Source organism: Streptomyces sp. CA-210063 (assembly GCF_024612015.1).
GTDB lineage: Bacteria > Actinomycetota > Actinomycetes > Streptomycetales > Streptomycetaceae > Streptomyces.
In genome coordinates this window covers 2,419,952-2,439,803 of the sequence record NZ_CP102512.1, presented here as the reverse complement: position 1 = coordinate 2,439,803, position 19,852 = coordinate 2,419,952, and the positions used below count along the sequence as shown (strand labels likewise).

21 protein-coding genes and 1 pseudogene are annotated in these 19,852 nt (G+C 72.1%); 14 read left to right on the top strand and 8 right to left on the bottom strand.

Going from position 1 to position 19,852, the window contains the following annotated elements:
• Positions 1 to 21: 21 nt before the first annotated feature.
• Together JIX56_RS10540 and JIX56_RS10535 are read right to left on the bottom strand one after the other, a co-directional pair.
• Positions 22 to 855, bottom strand: a pseudogene (locus JIX56_RS10540) (serine/threonine dehydratase); the annotation flags it as partial.
• Between the two features lie 237 nt (positions 856 to 1,092).
• Positions 1,093 to 2,391 (bottom strand): sensor histidine kinase, encoded by a 1,299-nt coding sequence (locus JIX56_RS10535; protein WP_257539435.1) that lies wholly within the window; start codon positions 2,389 to 2,391, stop codon positions 1,093 to 1,095.
• Between the two features lie 150 nt (positions 2,392 to 2,541).
• On the opposite strand from JIX56_RS10535, the gene JIX56_RS10530 reads away from it, so the two are divergent.
• From JIX56_RS10530 to JIX56_RS10520, 3 genes are all read left to right on the top strand, one after another.
• The gene (locus JIX56_RS10530; RefSeq protein WP_257539410.1) at positions 2,542 to 2,913 is read left to right on the top strand and encodes a DUF4333 domain-containing protein; all 372 of its coding nucleotides are present in this window, start codon (positions 2,542 to 2,544) and stop codon (positions 2,911 to 2,913) included.
• A gap of 20 nt (positions 2,914 to 2,933) precedes the next feature.
• Complete coding sequence (locus JIX56_RS10525; RefSeq protein ID WP_257539408.1) at positions 2,934 to 3,617, top strand: ABC transporter ATP-binding protein; 684 nt, start codon at positions 2,934 to 2,936, stop codon at positions 3,615 to 3,617.
• Between the two features lie 143 nt (positions 3,618 to 3,760).
• On the top strand, positions 3,761 to 5,776 hold the full coding sequence (locus JIX56_RS10520) for an FtsX-like permease family protein (RefSeq protein WP_257539406.1): 2,016 nt from the start codon (positions 3,761 to 3,763) through the stop codon (positions 5,774 to 5,776).
• A 40-nt stretch (positions 5,777 to 5,816) separates the two neighbouring features.
• Here the strand turns inward: JIX56_RS10520 and JIX56_RS10515 are convergent, their stop codons facing one another.
• Positions 5,817 to 6,212 carry a MarR family winged helix-turn-helix transcriptional regulator gene (locus JIX56_RS10515; protein WP_257550809.1) on the bottom strand — a complete coding sequence of 132 codons (396 nt, stop codon included), beginning with the start codon at positions 6,210 to 6,212 and terminating at the stop codon, positions 5,817 to 5,819.
• A gap of 91 nt (positions 6,213 to 6,303) precedes the next feature.
• Between JIX56_RS10515 and JIX56_RS10510 the strand changes: the two genes are divergently transcribed.
• The 11 genes from JIX56_RS10510 (at position 6,304) to JIX56_RS10460 (ending at position 14,932) form a co-directional block, all read left to right on the top strand.
• Positions 6,304 to 6,834, top strand: coding sequence for a pirin-like C-terminal cupin domain-containing protein (locus JIX56_RS10510; RefSeq protein ID WP_257539404.1), 531 nt, complete (start codon positions 6,304 to 6,306; stop codon positions 6,832 to 6,834).
• A gap of 146 nt (positions 6,835 to 6,980) precedes the next feature.
• On the top strand, positions 6,981 to 7,367 hold the full coding sequence (locus JIX56_RS10505; protein WP_257539402.1) for an HAD family hydrolase: 387 nt from the start codon (positions 6,981 to 6,983) through the stop codon (positions 7,365 to 7,367).
• A gap of 212 nt (positions 7,368 to 7,579) precedes the next feature.
• Positions 7,580 to 8,596 (top strand): zinc-dependent alcohol dehydrogenase family protein, encoded by a 1,017-nt coding sequence (locus tag JIX56_RS10500; RefSeq protein ID WP_257539384.1) that lies wholly within the window; start codon positions 7,580 to 7,582, stop codon positions 8,594 to 8,596.
• 84 nt (positions 8,597 to 8,680) lie between these two features.
• Positions 8,681 to 9,346: an SDR family NAD(P)-dependent oxidoreductase gene (locus JIX56_RS10495; RefSeq protein ID WP_257539382.1), complete on the top strand. Its 666-nt coding sequence runs from the start codon at positions 8,681 to 8,683 to the stop codon at positions 9,344 to 9,346.
• 15 nt (positions 9,347 to 9,361) lie between these two features.
• A complete protein-coding gene (locus JIX56_RS10490; protein WP_257539380.1) occupies positions 9,362 to 9,883 on the top strand; it encodes a cyclophilin-like fold protein in 522 nt (173 codons plus the stop codon).
• A gap of 168 nt (positions 9,884 to 10,051) precedes the next feature.
• A complete protein-coding gene (locus JIX56_RS10485) occupies positions 10,052 to 11,311 on the top strand; it encodes an MFS transporter (protein ID WP_257539371.1) in 1,260 nt (419 codons plus the stop codon).
• A gap of 90 nt (positions 11,312 to 11,401) precedes the next feature.
• Entirely contained in the window at positions 11,402 to 11,665 is a 264-nt protein-coding gene (locus JIX56_RS10480) for an SDR family NAD(P)-dependent oxidoreductase (protein ID WP_257539369.1), read from the top strand.
• 92 nt (positions 11,666 to 11,757) lie between these two features.
• The gene (locus tag JIX56_RS10475) at positions 11,758 to 12,525 is read left to right on the top strand and encodes a glucose 1-dehydrogenase (protein WP_257539367.1); all 768 of its coding nucleotides are present in this window, start codon (positions 11,758 to 11,760) and stop codon (positions 12,523 to 12,525) included.
• A 36-nt stretch (positions 12,526 to 12,561) separates the two neighbouring features.
• Positions 12,562 to 12,975, top strand: coding sequence for a (R)-mandelonitrile lyase (locus JIX56_RS10470; protein ID WP_257539359.1), 414 nt, complete (start codon positions 12,562 to 12,564; stop codon positions 12,973 to 12,975).
• 206 nt (positions 12,976 to 13,181) lie between these two features.
• Complete coding sequence (locus JIX56_RS10465) at positions 13,182 to 14,066, top strand: helix-turn-helix domain-containing protein (RefSeq protein WP_257539357.1); 885 nt, start codon at positions 13,182 to 13,184, stop codon at positions 14,064 to 14,066.
• Positions 14,063 to 14,932, top strand: a complete 870-nt coding sequence (locus JIX56_RS10460) for a helix-turn-helix domain-containing protein (protein WP_257539355.1) — start codon at positions 14,063 to 14,065, stop codon at positions 14,930 to 14,932. The genes JIX56_RS10465 and JIX56_RS10460 overlap by 4 nt, the downstream gene beginning before the upstream one ends.
• Before the next feature lie 107 nt (positions 14,933 to 15,039).
• On the opposite strand, the gene JIX56_RS10455 is transcribed toward JIX56_RS10460, so the two are convergent.
• The 5 genes from JIX56_RS10455 to JIX56_RS10435 form a co-directional block, all read right to left on the bottom strand.
• Entirely contained in the window at positions 15,040 to 16,281 is a 1,242-nt protein-coding gene (locus tag JIX56_RS10455; protein WP_306819840.1) for an MFS transporter, read from the bottom strand.
• A gap of 266 nt (positions 16,282 to 16,547) precedes the next feature.
• Positions 16,548 to 16,967 (bottom strand): hypothetical protein, encoded by a 420-nt coding sequence (locus JIX56_RS10450; RefSeq protein ID WP_257539345.1) that lies wholly within the window; start codon positions 16,965 to 16,967, stop codon positions 16,548 to 16,550.
• A complete protein-coding gene (locus JIX56_RS10445; protein WP_257539344.1) occupies positions 16,910 to 17,374 on the bottom strand; it encodes a hypothetical protein in 465 nt (154 codons plus the stop codon). The genes JIX56_RS10450 and JIX56_RS10445 overlap by 58 nt, the downstream gene beginning before the upstream one ends.
• A gap of 319 nt (positions 17,375 to 17,693) precedes the next feature.
• Positions 17,694 to 18,683 (bottom strand): GTP 3',8-cyclase MoaA, encoded by a 990-nt coding sequence (gene moaA / locus JIX56_RS10440; protein WP_257539342.1) that lies wholly within the window; start codon positions 18,681 to 18,683, stop codon positions 17,694 to 17,696.
• Positions 18,677 to 19,843, bottom strand: coding sequence for an XdhC family protein (locus JIX56_RS10435; RefSeq protein ID WP_257539340.1), 1,167 nt, complete (start codon positions 19,841 to 19,843; stop codon positions 18,677 to 18,679). The genes moaA and JIX56_RS10435 overlap by 7 nt, the downstream gene beginning before the upstream one ends.
• Positions 19,844 to 19,852 lie beyond the last annotated feature (9 nt).

Here is a 19,852-nt window from a genome sequence, read left to right as displayed (position 1 = left end):
ACCTGTGTGCTGTCGCGCCGGTCAGTCGACCAGGTCCCCCGGGTCGGTGTTGGCGCCGCAGAGTACGACGGCGATCCTCTCGCCGGGGGCGGGCCGGTAGGGGGCATCGGGGGCCGTGAGGGCGGCGAGGGCGGTGGCGGCGCCGTGTTCGACGGCGAGCCGGCGGTGGTCCCACAGGGCCTGGCGGGCGCGGACGATCTCGCCGTCCGGTACGAGGACGGACCGTACGTGGTGCCGCTGAGCCGCGTGGAGTGCCATCGCGGAGGTGCGGCGGGCGCCGAGGGAGTCCGCGGCCACGGAGTCCACGGTGACCTCGACCGGGTGACCGGCCTCCAGGGCGGCGTCGAGAGCTCGGCAGTTCTCCGGCTCCACGGCGACGACACGGACGCCGTGGTGCCGGGCGGCGGTGGCCACGTCGGTGAAGAGCCCTCCGCCGCCGACGGCGACCACGACGGTGTCCAGGCCGTACAGCCGGTCGCGGATCTCCTCCAGGAGGGTGCCCGCCCCGGCGGCGATGAGCGGGTGGTCGTAGGCATGCGAGGTGAGCGCCCCGGCGGTGGCGGCGAACTCCTGGCAGGCGGCCAGGGCGTCGGCGTACTCCGTGCCGACGAGGCGGACGTCGGCGCCGTACGCGCGCAGCTTGGCCACCTTCACCCGGGGCGCGGTGGCGGGCACGAAGACGGTCGCGGTGATGCCCTGCTGTCGCGCGGCCCACGCGCACGCGAGTCCGGCGTTGCCGCCGGAGGCGATGGTCACCCCCGCCTCCGGGAGCGTGCCGGCCTCGCGGTGGGCCTGGAGGAAGTTCTGCGCGCCGCGCGCCTTGAACGAGCCGGTGTGCTGCGTGAACTCCATCGCCGGCCCCCACTCACCGGGCCTCTACCGGGTCGTCGGCACCCTGGAGGTGGCGGGAGAGCCGCCGGGCTCCTGCTCGGGTCGGCCTCGGCCCCCCTCGGGGCGGCCGCCGCGATCGGGCCGGCGCTGCTGACGGCCGCGGCCGCGGCGGTCCACCTGGGGACAGCCCGCCAAGCACGGGCGTCATCGAACAGGGGGCCGCTGAGCGAATCAGCGCCCCTCAGCGCCCCTCAGCACCCGTCAGCGCCCCTCAGGAATTCCCGCCGGGAACACCGCCCGCACCTCCCACCCCGCGCCGCCCCGGGGCCCGGCGCCCAGTTCGCCGCCCAGTGCGGTCACCCGTTCCTTCAGGCCGACGAGGCCGAAGCCGCCGCCGTGGGCGGCCGCCGGGAGTTGGGTGCCGCCTCGGCCGTCGTCCGCCACTGACACCACCAGGTGGCCGGCGTCGTACCGCAGCCGGACCTCGATACGTGTGGCGTCGGCCGCGTGCCGGCGGATGTTGGTCAGCGCCTCCTGGACGACCCGGAAGGCCGCGGCCTGCACCTCGTGGGGGAGGGCGTGGGACACGGCGGGGTCGCGGCGCAGCACCACCTGCTGGCCCGGGGTCGCGAAGCCTTCGATCAGTTCGGCGATGCCCGCGAGGTCGCCGACCGGGCGGTGGTCGGCGCCCTCGGGACCGGTGTCCCGCAGCACACCGACCGTGCGGCGCATCGAGGCGAGGGCCTCGGTCGCGGCGCGCTCGATGCCGGCCAGGACGAGGTCCAGCTCCTGCGGCTGGGTGGCAGCTGGTACGGGATCCCGTTCCTGCGGCTGGGTGGCGGCCGGTACGGGGTCCCGCTCCTGTGGCTGGGTGGCGGCCGGTACGGGGTCCCGCTCCTGCGGCTGGGGGGCGGCCATCATGCGGGCCACCTGGGTCTGTACGAGGATGCCGGTCACATGGTGGGCGACGAAGTCGTGCAGATCGGCGGCGATGGCCAGGCGTTCGCTGCGGCGGGTCTCGCTGACGGCGACGGTGCGACGGTAGTCCATCGAGCGCAGATAGCCCGCGAGTCCGGCGACGAGGCCGATCAGCAGCAGGCCGATCATCTGCGGGCCCAGCACGTCACTGCTCAGCGTCACGTCGCCGCGTACCGGCAGGACGAGCAGCGCGCCCGCGTCGAGGACGCCGCACACGATGGCCCAGCGTGGCGGGCAGTGCCGTACCGCGATGAAGAACAGACACAGCAGAACCATGACCTCGCCCGGGCCGAACACGACCACCTCTGGGACCAGAAGCGATGCGGCGGTGAGAAGGGCCGAGGCGAGAGCGGGCACGGCGGTGCGGACCTGCGGTGTGAGCCACTCGGGCCGCCGCCCGGCCGGCCACAGCACGGCGGCCAGCCCGACGACCACCACCGCCAGGATCGGCCAGACGGGGCCTGCCGACGGCAGGACGCTCGTTCCGTCGGAGCCCGCGTAGAGAACGTCGACGACGGACGCGGCGAGCAGGACGCCGACGGCGAGGCCACGGGCGCAGCCCCGGGCGGAATCAGACTTCATGCTGCTCACGGTAGGCGCAGCGGCCGTCGGCGGGATCAGCCGAATGGTCGAGGGGCCGCCCGCCGGACATGGCCGTTCGGCCGAGGCGCGCGGCCGGGCCCACGGGCGAGGGTGGAGCCGCATCCTCACCACGGACATCAGGAGTACGCGATGCAGCGCAGCAAGTTCCTCGTCGGCGTCGTCGGCGGTGCGACCGCCGTGGTCGCGCTGGGCGGGCTCGGCACGTATCTGCTCTCCGGCACCGAGTCGACCACCGGGCTGGACGAGCACAGCACGGCATCGGTGGACGGCCACAAGGCACTCGCGGCGCACATCGTCGCGGCCCGCACCGAGGGCAAGTACCACCCGCTGCCCTGGGTCGGCGACAAGGTCACCGGCGTCACCTGCCCGACCGGGCTCGAGGCCGTGGCCGGAGCCACCCTCACCTGCACCGGCAAGAAGAGTGACGGCGAGACCGTCGAGATCCCCGTCCGTGTGACCAAGGCCGACGCCAAGAGCGTCACCTGGAAGTTCGAGCGCTGAGAAGGACAGGGAACATCATCGTGAGCACTGTTCTGGCCGGGTACGGCCTCGTCAAGAAGTACGGCTCCACGACCGCCCTGGCCGGGGTGGACGTGGAGGTGGGCGAGCGTGACTCGCTGGCGATCATGGGCCCTTCGGGGTCCGGCAAGTCCACCTTGCTGCACACCCTCGCCGGAACCACCCGGCCCGACGGCGGCCAGGTGCTGCTGCGCGGCGACCGCATCGACGACCTGGCCGAGGACAGGCTCAGCGCGCTGCGCCGCAAGCGGTTCGGGTTCGTGTTCCAGTTCGGCCAGTTGCTGCCGGAGCTGCCCGCCGAGGAGAACGTCGCCCTGCCGCTGATGCTGGAGGGCACCCCGCGCAAGGAGGCCGTCGCCCGCGCCCGCCGCTGGTTCGCGCCGCTGGGCCTGGACGGGCTGGAGCAGCGTCGCCCCGGCCAGCTCTCCGGCGGTCAGGCTCAGCGGGTCGCCATCGCGCGCGCCCTGGTCAGCGAGCCGGATGTGGTCTTCGCCGACGAGCCCACCGGCGCCCTGGACCAGCGCACCGGCACGGAGGTCGTCCAGCTGCTGACCTTCGCCACCCGGGACACGGGCGCCGCCCTGGTCATGGTCACCCACGACGCCGACGTCGCCGCCCACTGCGACCGGATCCTCCAGGTCCGGGACGGCCGGATCAGCGGCCACCCCCAGTTCACCGCCGCCTGAAGCGTCGCCTGAGCCTCGGCCTGAACCGCGCGCGGTCTGAACCGAGGCCTGAACCGCGGTCTGAACCGCGGTCTGAACCGAGGCCTCAACCGCCGCCTCAACCATCGTCTGACACGCCCCCGCCCGAAGCCCCCGGAGTCCCCATGCGTTCCCCCGTCCTGCCCCTGACCTGGCACCTCGCCCGGTCCTCCGGCCGCCGCGGCCTGCAGTCCCAGCTGCTCGCGGCCGGAGCGGCCGCCGTCGGCTCGTTCCTCCTGCTGGTGATGATCGCCGCCGCCCTCGGCGCCGGCAGCCGCGCCGACCACACCACCTGGCGGACCCCCGACGCCGTACCGGCGAAGTGGGCGACGGCAGTCCAGGCCACGACCACGACGTACGTCCGCCACGAACCCGTCACCGTGGTGAACCTGGCCCAGCTGCCCGGCCGCGCGGCGACCCCCGCGCCGCCCGGCCTGAGCGGCTTCCCGAAGCAGGGCGAGGTGTACGTCTCCCCAGCCCTGGCCGAGCTGCTGCACAAACTCCCCGCCGGCCAACTCGCCGACCGCTTCCCGAGGACGAAGGACTACGGCACGATCGGCGCCGCCGGTCTCGCCTCGCCCGACGAACTGGTCGCGGTGGTCGGACGGGCGCCCGACGACGCGGCTGTCTCGAAGGCGGCCGGGGAGCAGAACTACTACGACGCGGGGTTGACGGAGCGCGCCCCGGTGTCCGGGTTCTCCGGCACCGAGGCGAGCGTGTTCACCGGCGTCGACCAGGGGACCGTGCTGCTGGGCGTGGTGCTCCTCGTCATGCCGGTCGTCGTGCTGGCCTCGGCCGCCGGACGGCTGGGCGCGGCCCGGCGCGAGCAGCGGCTCGCCGCGCTGCGGCTGGCCGGGGCGACCCCGCGGCAGATCCTCGCCATGACCGCCGTCGAGGCGGCGGGTGTCGGCGCGGCAGGGGCCCTGGCGGGCGCGCTCGCCTACACGGCGCTGCTGCCCGCCCTCGCCGAACTGCCGTACGGCGTCGGCGCCTGGTACACCGGCCAACTCTGGGTGGGACTGCCGTGGCTCGCGGCGGTGGTGCTGGCCGTCACCGCACTGATCACCATCAGCGCGGTGACGATGCTGCGCCAGGTGGCCACCTCGCCCCTGGGCGTGGCGCAGCAGGCCGACCCGCGCCGCACCCGAGCGATCCGCCTGGTGCTGTTCGTCGCGGTCCTGCTCTACATCTGGGCGACCACGGGCGACAGCGGCCAGCTGACGCCCCGGCAGCTGATCGCCCTCCTGGTGCTCTTCTACGGCGCGTTCTGGCTGTTCGGCCCCTGGGTCGTGGACCGGCTGGGCCGGATCGTGGGCCGCCGCGCCAAGCGTCCGGCCACGCTGCTGGCCGCGCGCCGGCTCAGCGACGACCCGCGCGGGGCCTGGCGCACCGTCAGCGGCCTGGTGCTCGCGGGCTTCGTGGCCGGGTTCTTCTCCGTCAGCACGCTGGGCTCGGAAGGCCCGAGTCACCAGGGCCAGGTCGCGGTGATCACCGCGAACGCCGCCGACGCCCGACGCACCGCGGCCGAGGCCCGTACGACGCTGCGCGAGGCGGGCGTCACGGCGAGCGTCGCCGTCACGAGTGAGGACGACTACGACAGCCTGCTGGGCGGTGTCACCGGCGTGACCGCCCGTGTCTCCGGCGGGCAGGAGCGCATCGACACCGCCGTCACCGCCCTGACGTCCCTCGGGTCGGGCAGGTACCCGTTCACCCAGGAGTACGTGTCCGCGTCGGACGACACGGTCACCGCCCGCGTCGCCGCCGTCAGCACCGCCACCCTGGTGCTGAGCTTCCTCGTCGCGGCCGCCTCCGCCGGCCTCACGGCCGCCGCGAACGTCCTCGACCGGCGCCGGGTGTACGGCCTGCTGCGGCTGTCCGGCACCCCGCTGAAGGTGCTGGACCGGGCCCGGGTCCGCGAGACCGTCATCCCGTTGGCCGTCCTGGCCGGCGGCACCACCGCGATGGGTGTCTTCGGCGCCGTGCAGCTCAACAAGGCGGTCGGCACCACGATCAACACCTCCGGTGCCGTGCAGCTGGTGATCTGCGTGGTCGTCGGCGCGCTGGCCATGTTCGCCGCGATCACCGGCAGCAGGCCGCTCCTGCGGAAGGTGACGGCGGGCCCGGCACAGACGGCGGACTGAACGCCGCACCGGCGGTGGACCCGCGCAGCCACCCCGCGCGTCAGCTTCGGTGGTTTGTGACCTTCGGCGGGGCGCTCTCCCCGCCCGCCCGGAGAGTGTCCCGAAGGTGGGCGAGGAGGCCGTCGGTGACCTCGGCCAGCTGGGTGACCTGCTGTGGTGAGAGGGCGTCGAAGACGAGTCTGCGGACTGCTTCGACGTGGCTGGGGGCGGCCCGCACGATAGCGGTCCGGCCGGTGGGCGTGAGACGGAAGGTGGCGCCGCGGCGGTCGGTCTCGCACTCCTCCCGTTCGACCAGGCCCCGCCGCTGCATCCGGGCGAGCTGGTGGGACAGACGGCTCTGTTCCCAGGCCAGGGAGGCGCCGAGATCGCGGGCGCGCAGCCGGTGGTCGGGGGTGTCGTGGAGGCGGGCGAGCACTTCGTAGTCGGCGAGGGAGATGCCGTGCTCGTCCTGGAGCTGCCGGCCCAGTGCGCACTGGAGCTGCGCGGTCAGGTTGATCAGCCCGCGCCATGCCTGTTGTTCCTCGGTCGTGCCCGCCGAGAAGAAGCTGACGCCCTCGCGCTACCAGGACCTCACCCGGGCCGCCATGGCCCGCGTGCACGCGCCGGGCGTCAGCGTCGACGTCCATGCGGGCACCGTCGACGGCGTCACGGGTGCGGCCAGGACCCATCACCCGGTGCAGGGCCTGGTCGCCACGCTCGACCCCGGCTCCTCCTACGACCTCCAAGTCCCCGCCGGACACCGCCTGTTCGCGCACGTCATGAACGGGCGCCTGCTGGTCGGCGGCCGGGAACTGCACGCCGGACAGACCGGCTGGTCCGACCCCGTCCCCGCCGAAGCGGGCGGTACGGCGACCACGTCACTGCGTCTCGCGGCCGTCGACCCCGAGCAGCGCGCCCGCGTGATGGTCTACAGCGGTACGCCGTTGCGTGAACCGGTCGCCCTCGGTGGCCCGTTCGTGATGAACACCAAGGTCGAGATCACGAAGGCGTTCACCGACTTCCACGCCGGAGCCTTCGGCCCGGTCCCGCGCCTGGCCCGCCTCGCCTACGACCGATGACAGGGGCCCTCGGCCGCCCCGGAGACGAGCGGACTCCGACCAGGTGCGCGCCGCCCTCCGGCTGCCCTCCGTCGCAGCCCTGCAGGAAGGCCGTGATCTCTCTTCCGCACAGCACCGCCGCGCCATGTGGGGATGGTGGGGGGCAAGTGGACTTTCTGCGCGGCGCGGAGGAGGCGGCCTACCGGGAGCTCACCGCTCCGGACGCCTGGGTTCCCTATCCCGACACCGAACCGGTCCTGCGTGCCCTGCACCAGCGCGGGCTGCGCGTCGCCATCGTCAGCGACTTCGCCTGGGACCTGCGCACCCACCTCGCCCACCACGGGCTGGACGCCTTGATCGACACCTGCGTGATCTCCTACGAGCAGGGCCGCGAGAAGCCCGACCCGCAGCTGTTCCTCAAAGCCTGCGCCGACCTCGGCGCGGACCCGCGCGCCACCCTCATGGTCGGCGACAACCCGGTCCGCGACGGCGGCGCGGCCGCCTGCGCACGTACATCCTTCCGGCGGAACACCGCACCGGTGAGCGCGGCCTGACGGATGTGCAGCGGCTCGTGGTCTGACCGTGGCTGCCCAGCATGACACCGATCGCACCCGCGTAAGGGGGGAGAGTTTCCTCCCCGGATGTTCCTCTCCCGGGATACTTCTCTCCGCTTTTCGCGCCTGTCCTCGCGTGTGAGTCTCGACCGTGAGCAGCCGTTCCTCACCACGGCTGCGGCCCACAGACCCCGCACTGAAGGGAGCACCCCATGCGCGGAGCAGTCATCCACGCCCCTGGCGACGTGCGCTTCGAGAACCTCGACGACCCGGAGATCACTGAGCCGACCGACGCGGTGATCCGTACGGTCGCCACCTGCGTGTGCGGCTCGGACCTGTGGCCGTATCGCGGTCTCGAGCCAGTCGGCGACCCGCACCCGATGGGGCACGAGTACGTCGGCATCGTCGAGGAGGTGGGCAGCGAGGTCACCAACGTCAGGCCGGGCCAGTTCGTGGTCGGGTCGTTCGCCACCTCGGACAACACCTGCGCGAACTGCCGCAACGGCTGGCAGTCCTCCTGTCTGAACCGCGAGTTCATGAGCACCTGCCAGGCCGACTACGTGCGCATCCCCAACGCCCACGGCACCCTGGTCGCCACCGACGAGCACCCGCATGCCGAGATGGTGCCCAGCCTGCTCGCCGTGTCCGATGTGATGGGCACCGCCTGGTACGCCGCCCTCGCCGCCGAGGTGAAGCCCGGCTCGACGGCCGTAGTGGTCGGCGACGGCGCGGTCGGCCTGTGCGGTGTCATCGCCGCGAAGGAACTGGGTGCGGAGCGGATCATCGCCATGTCCCGGCACGATTCCCGGCAGCAGCTCGCCCTCGAATTCGGCGCCACCGACATCGTCACCGAACGCGGCGACGAAGGCATCGCCCGCGTCAAGGACCTCACCGGCGGCATCGGCGCCGACTCCGTACTGGAGTGCGTCGGCACCCCTGAGGCCATGCGACAGGCCCTGCACTCCGCCCGCCCCGGAGGCAACGTCGGCTTCGTCGGTGTCCCGCACGAGGTGGCGGTCGACGGCCAGGAGCTGTTCTTCTCCCAGGTCGGCCTGCGCGGCGGTCCCGCACCCGTGCGCCGCTACCTGCCCGACCTGATCGACCGCGTCCTGACCGGCTGCATCAACCCGGGCAAGGTCTTCGACCTCAGCCTCCCCCTGGACCAGGTCGCCGAGGGTTACCGGGCGATGGACGAGCGCCGCGCCGTCAAGGCCCTGCTCAAGCCCTGAGCGCAGACGCGTCCACACCGGGGCCGCACCCAGGCGGTGCGGCCACAGGACCGGCAACCACCCCCGCTCACCCAAGGACTGACCATGACGACCTTCGCCCTCGTCGGTGCCGGACCCGGTCTCGGGCTTGCCACCGCCCGCCGCTTCGGAGCCGCCGGCCACACCGTCGCCCTCATCGCCCGCGACGCGGAGAAGCTGGACGGCCTGACCGCCACTCTCGCCCGTGACGACATCCAGGCGCGCGGCTACACGGCCGACGTCCTCGACATCGAGTCCCTGACCGCGGCCCTGTACGCGGCTGCGGCCGACCTGGGGCCCATCGAGATCCTCCAGTACAGCCCCGTGCCCCGCGCCGACTTCATGAAGCCGGTCCTGGACACGAGCGCCGACGACCTCGACGCCCCGCTCGCCTTCTCCGTCAAGGGCCCCGTCGCCGGCGTGCACGCCGTCCTGCCCGGCATGCGGGAACTGGGCCGCGGCACCGTGCTGTTCGTCAACGGCTCCAGTGCCGTACGCCCCAACCCGAACGTCGCCGGCACCTCCGTCGCCTTCGCCGCCGAGAGCGCCTACGCCCGCATGCTGCACGACGCCCTCGCCCCGGAGAACATCCACGCCGCCCAGCTGATCATCCCCGGAGCCATCAGGCCCGACGCCGAGAACAGCAGCCCCGACGTGCTGGCCGAGCGCCTGTACGACATCCACGTCAAGCGGGACGGCTTCCGCCACTACGCCGAGCCCCTGCCCGACTAGCCACGGGACGACGCCATGAACCCCGCCCGCCTTCGCGCTCTCGCCCGCGTGGTCCCGGCCGCCGTCCTGCTGCTGGTCATGACCGCCTGCGCCGACGATTCCCCACCCTCCTCCTCTTCCTCCGAGCCCGCGTCGCCGCGGGCTTCGACGGCCCCGGCAGCCACGACACCGACCGGCAGGACAACCGCGATGAACATCCGGCTCACCCTCGACGGCCATCACATCGCCGCGACCCTGAACGACAGCCCCACCGCCCGCGACTTCGCCGCCCAGCTCCCCCTGACCCTCTCCCTGCGCGACCTCAACCAGGCCGAGAAGGTCGCCGACCTGCCGCGCAAGCTGTCCACCTCCGACGCTCCGGAAGGCGCCGACCCCCAGGTCGGTGACCTGGCGTACTACGCCCCCTGGAACCAGCTCGCCACCTACTACCGCGACGCCCCCTACGCGACCGGTCTGGTCATCCTCGGACACATGGCCGACGGCGGCACCGAGCAGCTCGCCACCGCCGACGAGATCACCATCGAAGCCGCGCCCTGACCCGCACCACCGCTCGCCCCTGCAAGAAGGGGGGAGGAGATCCTCCCCTTTTCGTCCGGTTCGCCGCATGGAACCGTCGACGACGTGGCCGCGCCGTCCTCAGCCCGCCGTGACGGCCTCAGCCACCACCTCGATCCGCCGAAAGCCACGCAAGGAGAGACCACACGTATGCCTTCCGCATCCGGGACCACCCCCGGCAAGCTGCCCTTCGTCGTCTGGGTGCTCGCCGCAGGCACGTTCCTGATGGGGACCACCGAGTTCGTCGTCGCCGGCCTGCTGCCGGAGCTGGCCGGTGACCTCGGCGTCAGCGTCTCCCACGCCGGCCTCCTGATCACCGCCTTCGCCATCGGCATGATCGTCGGCGCGCCGACCATGGCCATGGCGACCCTGCGCCTTCCTCAACGCCGGACGCTGATCCTGGCCCTGTCCGTGTTCTGCCTCGGACATCTCGTCGCCGCCCTCAGCACGTCCTTCACGATCGTCCTCATCGCCCGCGTCGTCACGGCCCTGGCCACCGGAGCGTTCTGGTCCGTCGGCTTCGTCGTCGCCACCGCCGCCGCAGGCCGGCACAACGCCACCCGCGCCACGGGCGTCATGATCGGCGGTCTGACCCTGGCCAACGTCGTCGGCGTGCCGATCGGCTCCTTCGCCGGCCAGTTCACGGGCTGGCGCGGCCCCTTCTGGGCCCTGGCCGTCCTCTCCGGGCTCGCCGCCGTGTTCATCGGCCGCTTCATCCCGGCCCAGGAGCAGCACGTCGAGGTGTCCATCCGGGACGAGGTCCGGGCTCTGCGCCAGGGCCGGCTGTGGCTGGCGCTCGGCGCCGCCATGCTGATCATGGGCGGCGTCCTGGCGACGTACACCTATGTCGCACCGCTGCTGACCGACCGCGCGGGCATCCCCGCAGGGGCCGTACCGCTCGTCCTCATCGCCTTCGGCGTCGGCGCGCTGGGCGGCACCACCACCGGAGGCCGCCTGGGCGACCGACGGCCGATGGTCACCACCATCACGGCCGCCGCGGCCACCGCCCTGGTCCTGCTCCTGATGATCCCGCTGTCCGGCAACCCGGTGACGGCCACCCTCCTCGTCTTCCTCATGGGCCTGACCGGCTTCACGGTCAACCCGGTGGTCACCGCCCTCGCCATGCGCTTCGCGGGCGATGCCCCCACCCTCACCTCGGCGCTGACCACGTCCGCCTTCAACATCGGCATCGCCGCCGGATCGGCGCTCGCGGGTACGGCCCTGGAGTCCTCACTCGGCCTGACGGGACCGCCCCTGGTGGGCACCGTCATCGCCACCCTCACGCTGCTGCCCCTGATCGCACTCGCCGTCCACGACTCTTCCAGCCAGGGCCGGATCGTGGCCCGGAGCAGCGCTCCCACGCAACGGCGACGCGACGAACCGGCGACGCAGGTGCCGTCGCAACACTGACTCAAGCCTGGATCCGCGTACTGCCGACACGAAGCCGACGTACCGGCGTACCGGCGTACCGGCGTACCGGCGTACAGGGGGACTCCGCGGATGACGGTGAGCAGCGCGGGCTTCACCGGGAAGGTGGCCGCCGTGACCGGAGCCGGCTCCGGCATCGGCCGCACCACCACCGCCGTCGTCTTCGCCCGCGCGGGCGCCCGCGTCGCCCTGGCCGACCTGTCCCCGGACGGCCCCCGAAAGACCGCACGGCTCATCGAGGAAGCGGGCGGACAGGCCCTGGCCCTCGCACGCTCGGACGCCGCCTCCTTGGCCACCGGCCACGCCCTGGTCGTCGACGGCGGCCGGAGCGTCTGACGGCGTCGCGGCACGGCGTCGTGCCGCAGCAGTTCATCCAGGCACCCCTGACATCAGTCGTGCCGACACATCTCCCCACCTGAAGGGACACCGTGCATCCCACATACGACTTCCACGGCCAGGTCGCTCTTGTCACCGGGGCCGGCGCCGGTATGGGCCTGGCGACCGCCCGCGCGTTCGCCGCCTCCGGAGCCGCCGTCGCCCTCACCGACATCGACGAAGCGGCCCTGAACACAGCCGCGAAGGAACTCACCGACGCCGGCCACCAAGTTCTCGCTGTCACCTGCGACGTCAGCGACGAGGAGCAGGTCGCCGCCGTCGTCGACCGCACCGTGGAGACCTTCGGCCGCCTCGACATGGCCTACAACAACGCCGGCATCCAGATCCCGCCCAGCGACGCCGCCGACGAACCCGCCGAACGCTTCGACCGCGTCAACGCCATCAACCTCCGTGGCGTCTGGGCCTGCATGAAGCACGAGCTGCGGCACATGCGCGCCCAGGGCAGCGGCGCGATCGTCAACTGCTCGTCCCTCGGCGGCCTGGTCGGCCTCCCCGGCCGCGCCTCTTACCATGCCTCCAAGCACGGGGTCATCGGCCTCACGAGCAGCGCGGCACTCGAATACGCCCCGCGGGGCATCCGGATCAACGCCGTCTGCCCCGGCACCATCGACACCCCCATGGTCAGCGACATGATCGCCAAGGGGGAACTCGACCGCGCCGAGGCCGAGGCCGGCCAGCCCATCAACCGGCTCGGCACGGCTGAGGAGATCGCCCAGGCGGTCCTGTGGCTGTGCAGCCCCGGGGCGGGTTTCGTCGTCGGTGTCGCCCTCCCCGTGGACGGTGGCTACGTCGCCCGCTGAAGACAGCCCACACATGAAGGAGAGCTGAGAGACACCATGGAATTCATCAAGCAGCAGCCCAGCAGCAAGGCCCCGGCGGACTGGTTCACCGGCGACGTGTGGTGGGACGTCATCGTGGCCGGCCAGGAACCGTCGAGGATGCGCGCCAACCTGGTCCGCTTCTCGCCGGGCGCCCGCACCCACTGGCACTCCCACGCCCTGGGCCAGACCCTGCACGTCGTTTCCGGGATCGCCCTGATCGGCACGCGGGACGGCACCGTCTTCGAGGCCCACCCCGGGGAGACCGTGGGCTGCCCGCCGAACGAGGAACACTGGCACGGCGCCGCCCCCGACCGGTTCATGGAGCACATCGCCCTGTGGGAGGGCACAGGCGACGGCACCTCCGAGACCACTTGGGCCGAGCCGGTCACCGACCAGCAGTACAACGGCCGCCGCACCCGCGCCCAGTAGCCCCGGCCCATCGGTCACGCATCCGGGGCCCACTCAGCACGGTGCACGGCGCTGCGCTGCCGGCCGCACGTGGTCGTCGCCGCGCCGGCCGCCCGCGAGACGAACCGTCCGGTCGAACTCGTTTCTGAGCCACAAGAGGAATCCATCAGGGGAGAGGAACATCCAGGGAGGAATTCCTCCCCCTTTCCCCAGCTGCGATCGATGTAATGCTGGGAAACATGACCAGCAACGTCCCCCTGAATGAACTGGGAGAATTCCTCAAGAAGCGCCGCTCACAGCTGAGCCCGCGCACGGTCGGACTTCCGTCGACCAGCCGGCCCCGCCGCGTCGAAGGACTGCGCCGTGAGGAGGTCGCCCAGCTCGCCTCGATCAGCACGGACTACTACACGCGCCTTGAGCAGGGCCGTATGCAGGCGTCGGCTCCCGTGCTGGACATCATCGCCCGGGTGCTCCACCTGGACGACGACGAGCGGGGCCATCTGTTCCAGCTCGCGGGCACGACCACCACGCGCACGCGGCGCCGTGGCGTGCAGAAGGTCCAGCCGCAACTGCAGCGGGTGCTGGAGGACCTCGCCTCCGTCCCGGCCATGGTCCAGGGGCGGCGCGGTGACATTCTGGCGTGGAACGGGCTGGCGGCCGCGCTGGTCACCGATTTCTCCCGCATTCCGGAGAAGCACCGCAACTACCCGCGGCTCACCTTCACCGACCCGGCCATGCGCAGCCTGCACGCCGACTGGGAAACGGCCGCGCAGGTGACGGTGGCGCAGCTGCGGATGGAGGCGGCGAGGTATCCCGAGGACCCTCGTCTGATCGCGCTGGTCGGTGAACTGTCCATGCGCGACCAGCAGTTCGCCCAGTGGTGGGGCGATCACCGGGTCGCCGCCCGCACCGTGGGCACCAAGACCCTGATCCATCCGGTCGTGGGCGAGATCACCCTCGACTGGGACACCCTCACCACCAGCACCGAACCCGACCAGTACATGACGGTCTGGACCGCGACCCCGGGATCCCCCGCGCACGAGCGGCTGCGCATCCTCGCCTCCTGGGCCGCCGACCAGAACCTGCCGGCCTCGTCAGGATGGGAAGCATGACCAGCAACGTTCCTCTCAATGAGCTCGGCGAATTCCTTAAGAAGCGCCGCTCCGAGCTGAGCCCGCGCACGGTCGGGCTGCCGGAGACGGGCGGGCCCCGCCGGGTGGAAGGACTGCGCCGTGAGGAGGTCGCCCAGCTCGCCTCGATCAGCACGGACTACTACACGCGCCTTGAGCAGGGCCGTATGCAGGCGTCGGCTCCCGTGCTGGACATCATCGCCCGCGTTCTCCACCTGGACGACGACGAGCGGGGCTATCTCTTCCAGCTCGCGGGCAAGACCACCACGCGCACCCGGCGGCACGGCAGGCAGAAGGTCCAGCCGCAGCTGCAACGGGTGCTGGACGATCTCACCGCGACCCCGGCCATCGTGCAGGGGCGGCGCGGTGACATTCTGGCGTGGAACGCGCTGGCGGCCGCGCTGGTCACCGACTTCTCCCGTATTCCGGAGAAGCACCGCAACTACCCGCGGCTCATCTTCACCGACCCGGCGATGCGCAGCCTGTACGCCGACTGGGAGGGCTCGGCGCGGATCGCCGTGGCGCAGGTGCGGATGGAAGCCGCGCAGTATCCCGAGGACCCGCGTCTGACCGAGTTGGTCGGTGAACTGTCCACACGTGACAAGCAGTTCGCGAAGTGGTGGGGCGATCACCGGGTCGCCGCCCGCACCGTGGGCACCAAGACTCTCAACCACCCGGTCGTCGGCGAACTCGTCCTCGACTGGGACACCCTCACCGCCAACACCGACCCCGACCAGCACCTCACCGTCTGGACCGCCGCCCCCGGTTCCCCCACCCACGAGCGGCTGCGCATCCTCGCCTCCTGGGCCACCGACCAGAACATGGCGCCGTCGTCTTCCCTCCGCTGACCGTTGACGCGCCCACGCCGACGGTGATCCCGCCGGGCTGTACCTCACGCTCTGTCGGTCCGCGGGCGTGACCTGCCGCTCGCGTGTAGGAAGAGCCGAGCACCGCGTCAGCCAATGGCCTGAGTGCCGCACCCGATCGACTGGTCTGCGGCTGCTCGGGGCCGAGGCGGAGGCGTCTCGGAGCGGGTGGCGCGCATCAGCGCGAGTGCGGTCAGCGGTACGAGGGTGAGCGCGGCCGCCACGGTGCCGACCAGCGGGGGCCCTGCCTGCCCCAGCGGTGAGGTCAGGGCGATGCCCGCCGTCCAGGAGCCGACGGCGATGCCCACGTTGGGCGCCGCGCCGCTGAGGCCGGAGGCGAGGGTGGGTGCGGAACCGGCGAAGCGCAGGGCCAGCGCGCCGAGCGCCGGGGTTGCCGCGAAGCCTGTCATCCCCATCAGTGTCACCAGGACGACGGCCGCCACGGGGCTCGGGGAGAGCCAGGTCAGCAACAGCAGGACCAGCGTGGTCGTGGCGGCGGCCGTGAGGAGCGTGGCAAGGGGGTGACGGTCGCCCAGGCGCCCGCCGACCGTGGTGCCCAGCAGGGCGCCCAGACCGTAGCCGATCAGGACCATGGGCACGGCTCCGCCGGGGATGCCGGCCCGCTCGGTGAGCAGGGGCGAGATGTAGGTGTACGTCGCCAGGACACCGCCCATCAGCAGCGTCATGGCACTCAGCGTCAGCCACACCCGGACATCCCGCAGCGCGGCGAACTCGGCCCGCACGGAAGGCGCTTCGCGTCGCTCGTCGGCGGGGATGTACCGGCCGATGACCGTCGCCGCGCCGGCCGACAGCGCGGCCAGCACCCAGAACGGCCCGCGCCAGCCCGACAGCTGCCCCAGCCACGCGCCCAGAGGCACGCCGGCCACGGTGGCCACGGTCAGACCTCCCAGGAGCATGCCCAGCGCCCGTGACGTCGCTGCCGGTCCTGCCGCGGTCGTGGCCACGACCGCGCCGACGGACCAGAAGGTTCCTGTGGCCAGTGCGGTCACCACGCGGGCCGCGAGCACGAGCGCGAAGGACGAGCTGAGCGCGGCGACCAGGTGGCCGAGGGCGAAGACGACGAGCGCGAGGATCAGCGTGGAGCGCCGGGGCAGGTGCAGCGTCGCGACAGCCATCACCGGTGCGCCGATGATCATGCCCGCCGCGAACGCCGTGATCAGCAAACCTGCCTGAGACAGGGAGACATTCAGATCACCGGCGATCTCGGGCAGCAGGCCCGCGATGACGAATTCGGTGGTGCCCATGAGAAACGTTCCGGCGGACAGCACCAGAACGACGAAAGGCAGCTTGCGGGGTCGGTCGTCGGTCATGGATGACATTCGTCGGCATTCTCTTTTCGGGGCGACGTGCGACCGCGGCGGGGTGGGGACGCGGTAGAGCATCGCACCACACGGGCGTTCTGAGAGGGGGAGGAATTCCTCCCTGCTTCATGGCGAAGCGGCGAATGACGTACTCGCGCGTCCGGCGGTCTCCTTGCATGCGGACTACGGCGATGCGGTAGAGGGCGGCGTCGGCTTCGGACTGCCCCGATATCGAAGGGCCGGACACTCACCAGTTGTATCGAAGGGCCGGACACTCACCAGTTGTCAGGACGCCGAGCGGGAGAAGTCCTTACGTCCGTCGAAGCCGGAGCCGGGCCGCGGAGCCTGCGCCGGGCGACCAGGGTCGAGCCTGCGACCAGCCCGAGGGAGACAAGGGTGAGCCGGCCGGCGATGGACGGGCAGTCCGACGGCGTGTCGTAGCCGCCGTCATCGAGCCCGGCCTGACGTTCGAAGTGGTTGAACGCACCGGGGAAGAACGCCTCGTCGAGGGCATACAGCGCGGGGAAGGCGGCAGGCCCGCCGACGAGCGAGAAGGCCGCCCACTGGTCGGCGTGCCGGGCCTCGTGTTCCGCCAGGCGCCGCGTGCGCGGCGAGTCCACCTCCATGCGCTGGTCGGTCAGGAAGACCGTGCCGAACATGGTGCCGGCGCGGACGACTCCGTCGTCCAGGACCACAGCGGTCGTCCCGTTGTCGCCCTGATGCACCTCGCCGCCTTGCCGACGCCGTAGAGCAGGGCCGCTCCGGAGACCGGCGCGTCGACCACCGCGCGGGTGGTCTCCCACAGACCTCCGTCACCTTCGGATCCGGCTACCGCGAAGGAACCGCCGGCCGCCGGCTGCACCGCCGCCCCGGCCGCGACCACCCCGCGCCGCAGCCGGGACGGCGCCCGCCCGCGCAGCGTGCCGACGATGGCGAGGACAAGGCCCACGAGGCCGCCACAGACCAGGCATGCCACCCACCACAACGCCCTGCGGGCTCTCCGGTACCCCGGCCGCACGGCGGGCGCCTGTCGCTCCGGGACGGCCGGCGGGTGTTCCGGAGCGACCGTGGGAGCGGGCCGGTCCAGCGTCGACGTCGTCATGGGCGCCTTTCCTTGCGTTCCGTCAACGGTTTCAATGACCCCGCACAGGAATTGCCAAGGCGTGATCCATCCGCGAGAAATACTCGATTCCGACCCTCACCCGCGGACGCGGGCACGAAAAGAGGAGAAATTCATCCGGGAAGAAGAACATCCGGGAGGAAATTCTCCCCCCTTTACCGATGGTCAGCAGCGGGGTCCGTCCGCGTTGCCAGGGCGGACGGTGGCGTTGTGCAGACGACACCGAGCAGCGCGGCGGCACCGGTCGGCGCACCGAGGGCGGCCGGGACGAACAGGTCGAGCAGTGTCACCAGGGAACTGCCTAGCCTCCGATCGCTGACATCGGGCGGTCCGGCTGGACGAAGGTCGGGTCGTCCAGGCCCGCGCCCGCCTTCTTGCCCCGCATCGCCGTATGCCAGATCCGCGCGATATCCGCGTCCGGTGCGTCCGCGCGCAGGACCGCGCGCAGGTCGGTCTCCTCCCGGGCGAACAGGCAGGTTCGTATCTGGCCGTCGGCGGTGAGCCGGGTGCGGTCGCAGGCGGCGCAGAACGGGCGGGTCACCGAGGCGATCACGCCCACGCGATGCGGGCCGCCGTCCACGAGCCAGCGCTCGGCCGGCGCCGAACCCCGGGCCCGGGAGCCCTCCTCCGTCAGCTCGAAGCGGGTCCGCAGGGAGGTCAGGATGTCGCCTGCCGTGATCATGCCGTCGCGCTTCCAGCCGTGCTGGGCGTCCAGCGGCATCTGCTCGATGAAACGCAGCTCGTAGTCGTGCTCGACCGCCCAGGCCAGCAGGTCGGGGGCCTCGTCGTCGTTCAGGCCCGGCATCAGGACCGAGTTGACCTTCACCGGGGTCAGGCCCGCCTCACGGGCCGCGTGCAGGCCCTCGAGGACGTCCTTGTGGCGGTCCCGGCGGGTGAGGGTCCTGAAGACGTCCGGGCGCAGGGTGTCCAGGGAGACGTTCACCCGGTCCAGGCCCGCCGCCTTCAGCGCGGTCGCGGTGCGCTTGAGGCCGATGCCGTTGGTGGTGAGGGACATCTGCGGGCGCGGCGCAAGGCCGGCGACCCGCTCCACGATGCCGACCAGACCAGGGCGCAGCAGGGGCTCGCCGCCGGTGAAGCGGACCTCCTCGATGCCCAGGGAGGTCACCGCGATGCCGATCAGGCGGACGATCTCGTCGTCCGTCAGCAGGTCGCTCCTGCCCAGCCACTGCAGGCCCTCCTCGGGCATGCAGTACGTGCAGCGCAGGTTGCACCGGTCGGTCAGCGAGACCCTCAGGTCGGTGGCCTGTCGGCCGTAGGTGTCGATCAGCACGTTCCTGAGACCATTCCTCCCTCGTGCCGCGCTGTCTTTGGCACCGCCCCGGAAACGCGGTGGATCGGGCCGCTGACCCGGACCAGAGGCAAGCCACTCGCACGGTTGGCGTGCGCGATGATCTCGGCGGTGATGGAGATGGCCGTCTCTTCGGGGGTACGGGCGCCGAGGTCGAGGCCGATCGGGGAGCGCAGCCGGGCCAACTGCTCCTGGGTGACGCCGACTTCGCGGAGACGGCGAAGGCGCTCTTCGTGGGTGCGCCGGGAGCCCATCGCGCCGACGTAGCCGACGGGCAGGTCGAGTGCCAGCTGCAGCAGGGGGATGTCGAACTTGGCGTCGTGGGTGAGCACACAGACGGCGGTACGGGCGTCCACGGCCGTCTGTGCCAGGTAGCGGTGGGGCCAGTCGACGACCACCTCGTCGGCGTGCGGGAACCGTGCCTCGGTGGCGAAGACGGGTCGGGCGTCGCACACGGTGACGTGATGGCCGAGGAAGCGGCCGGCTTGGGCGAGGGCGGCGGCGAAGTCGATGGCGCCGAAGACGATCATGCGGGGGCGGGTGGCGGCCGCGTGGACGAGGACGGAGAGCTTCTCGGGGCAGGTGTCGGCGTCTCCGCCGACGGCGAGGCGTGCGGTGCGTCCGGTGCGCAGTCGGGCGGTGGCCCGGTCAGCCACTGCCCGGCCGGTCGGCCCGTCGCCGAGCGCGCTGTCGGCGATCCAACTGTCGCCGAGGACGCTCAAAGTGGCGCCGAGCAATCCCTCAGGCCCGTCCACGACCTGGGCGACGGCGGCGGGCCGGCCCTCGACCGCCTCGGTGAGCGCCGCGCCGAGATGCGGCTCTGCGGCCGGATCGACACGCCGCACGAGCACATCGAGTTCCCCACCGCAGGTCAGGCCCACGGCGAAGGCGTCGTCGTCGGAGTACCCGAACCAGGCGCGCTGGGGCGGGCCCTGGTCGTGCAGCACCTGTCGGCACAGTTCGTACACCGCGCCCTCGACGCACCCGCCGGAGATGCTGCCGATGGCGTTGCCGTCTTCATCCACGGCCACCGACGTACCGATGGGCAGGGGTGCGCTGCCGGTGACGTCGACGACGGTGGCCAGGGCGAAGGGGCGTTCCTCGCGGCACCAGCGGTGCAGTGTGTCCGCGATGTTGAGCATGGGGGGGTC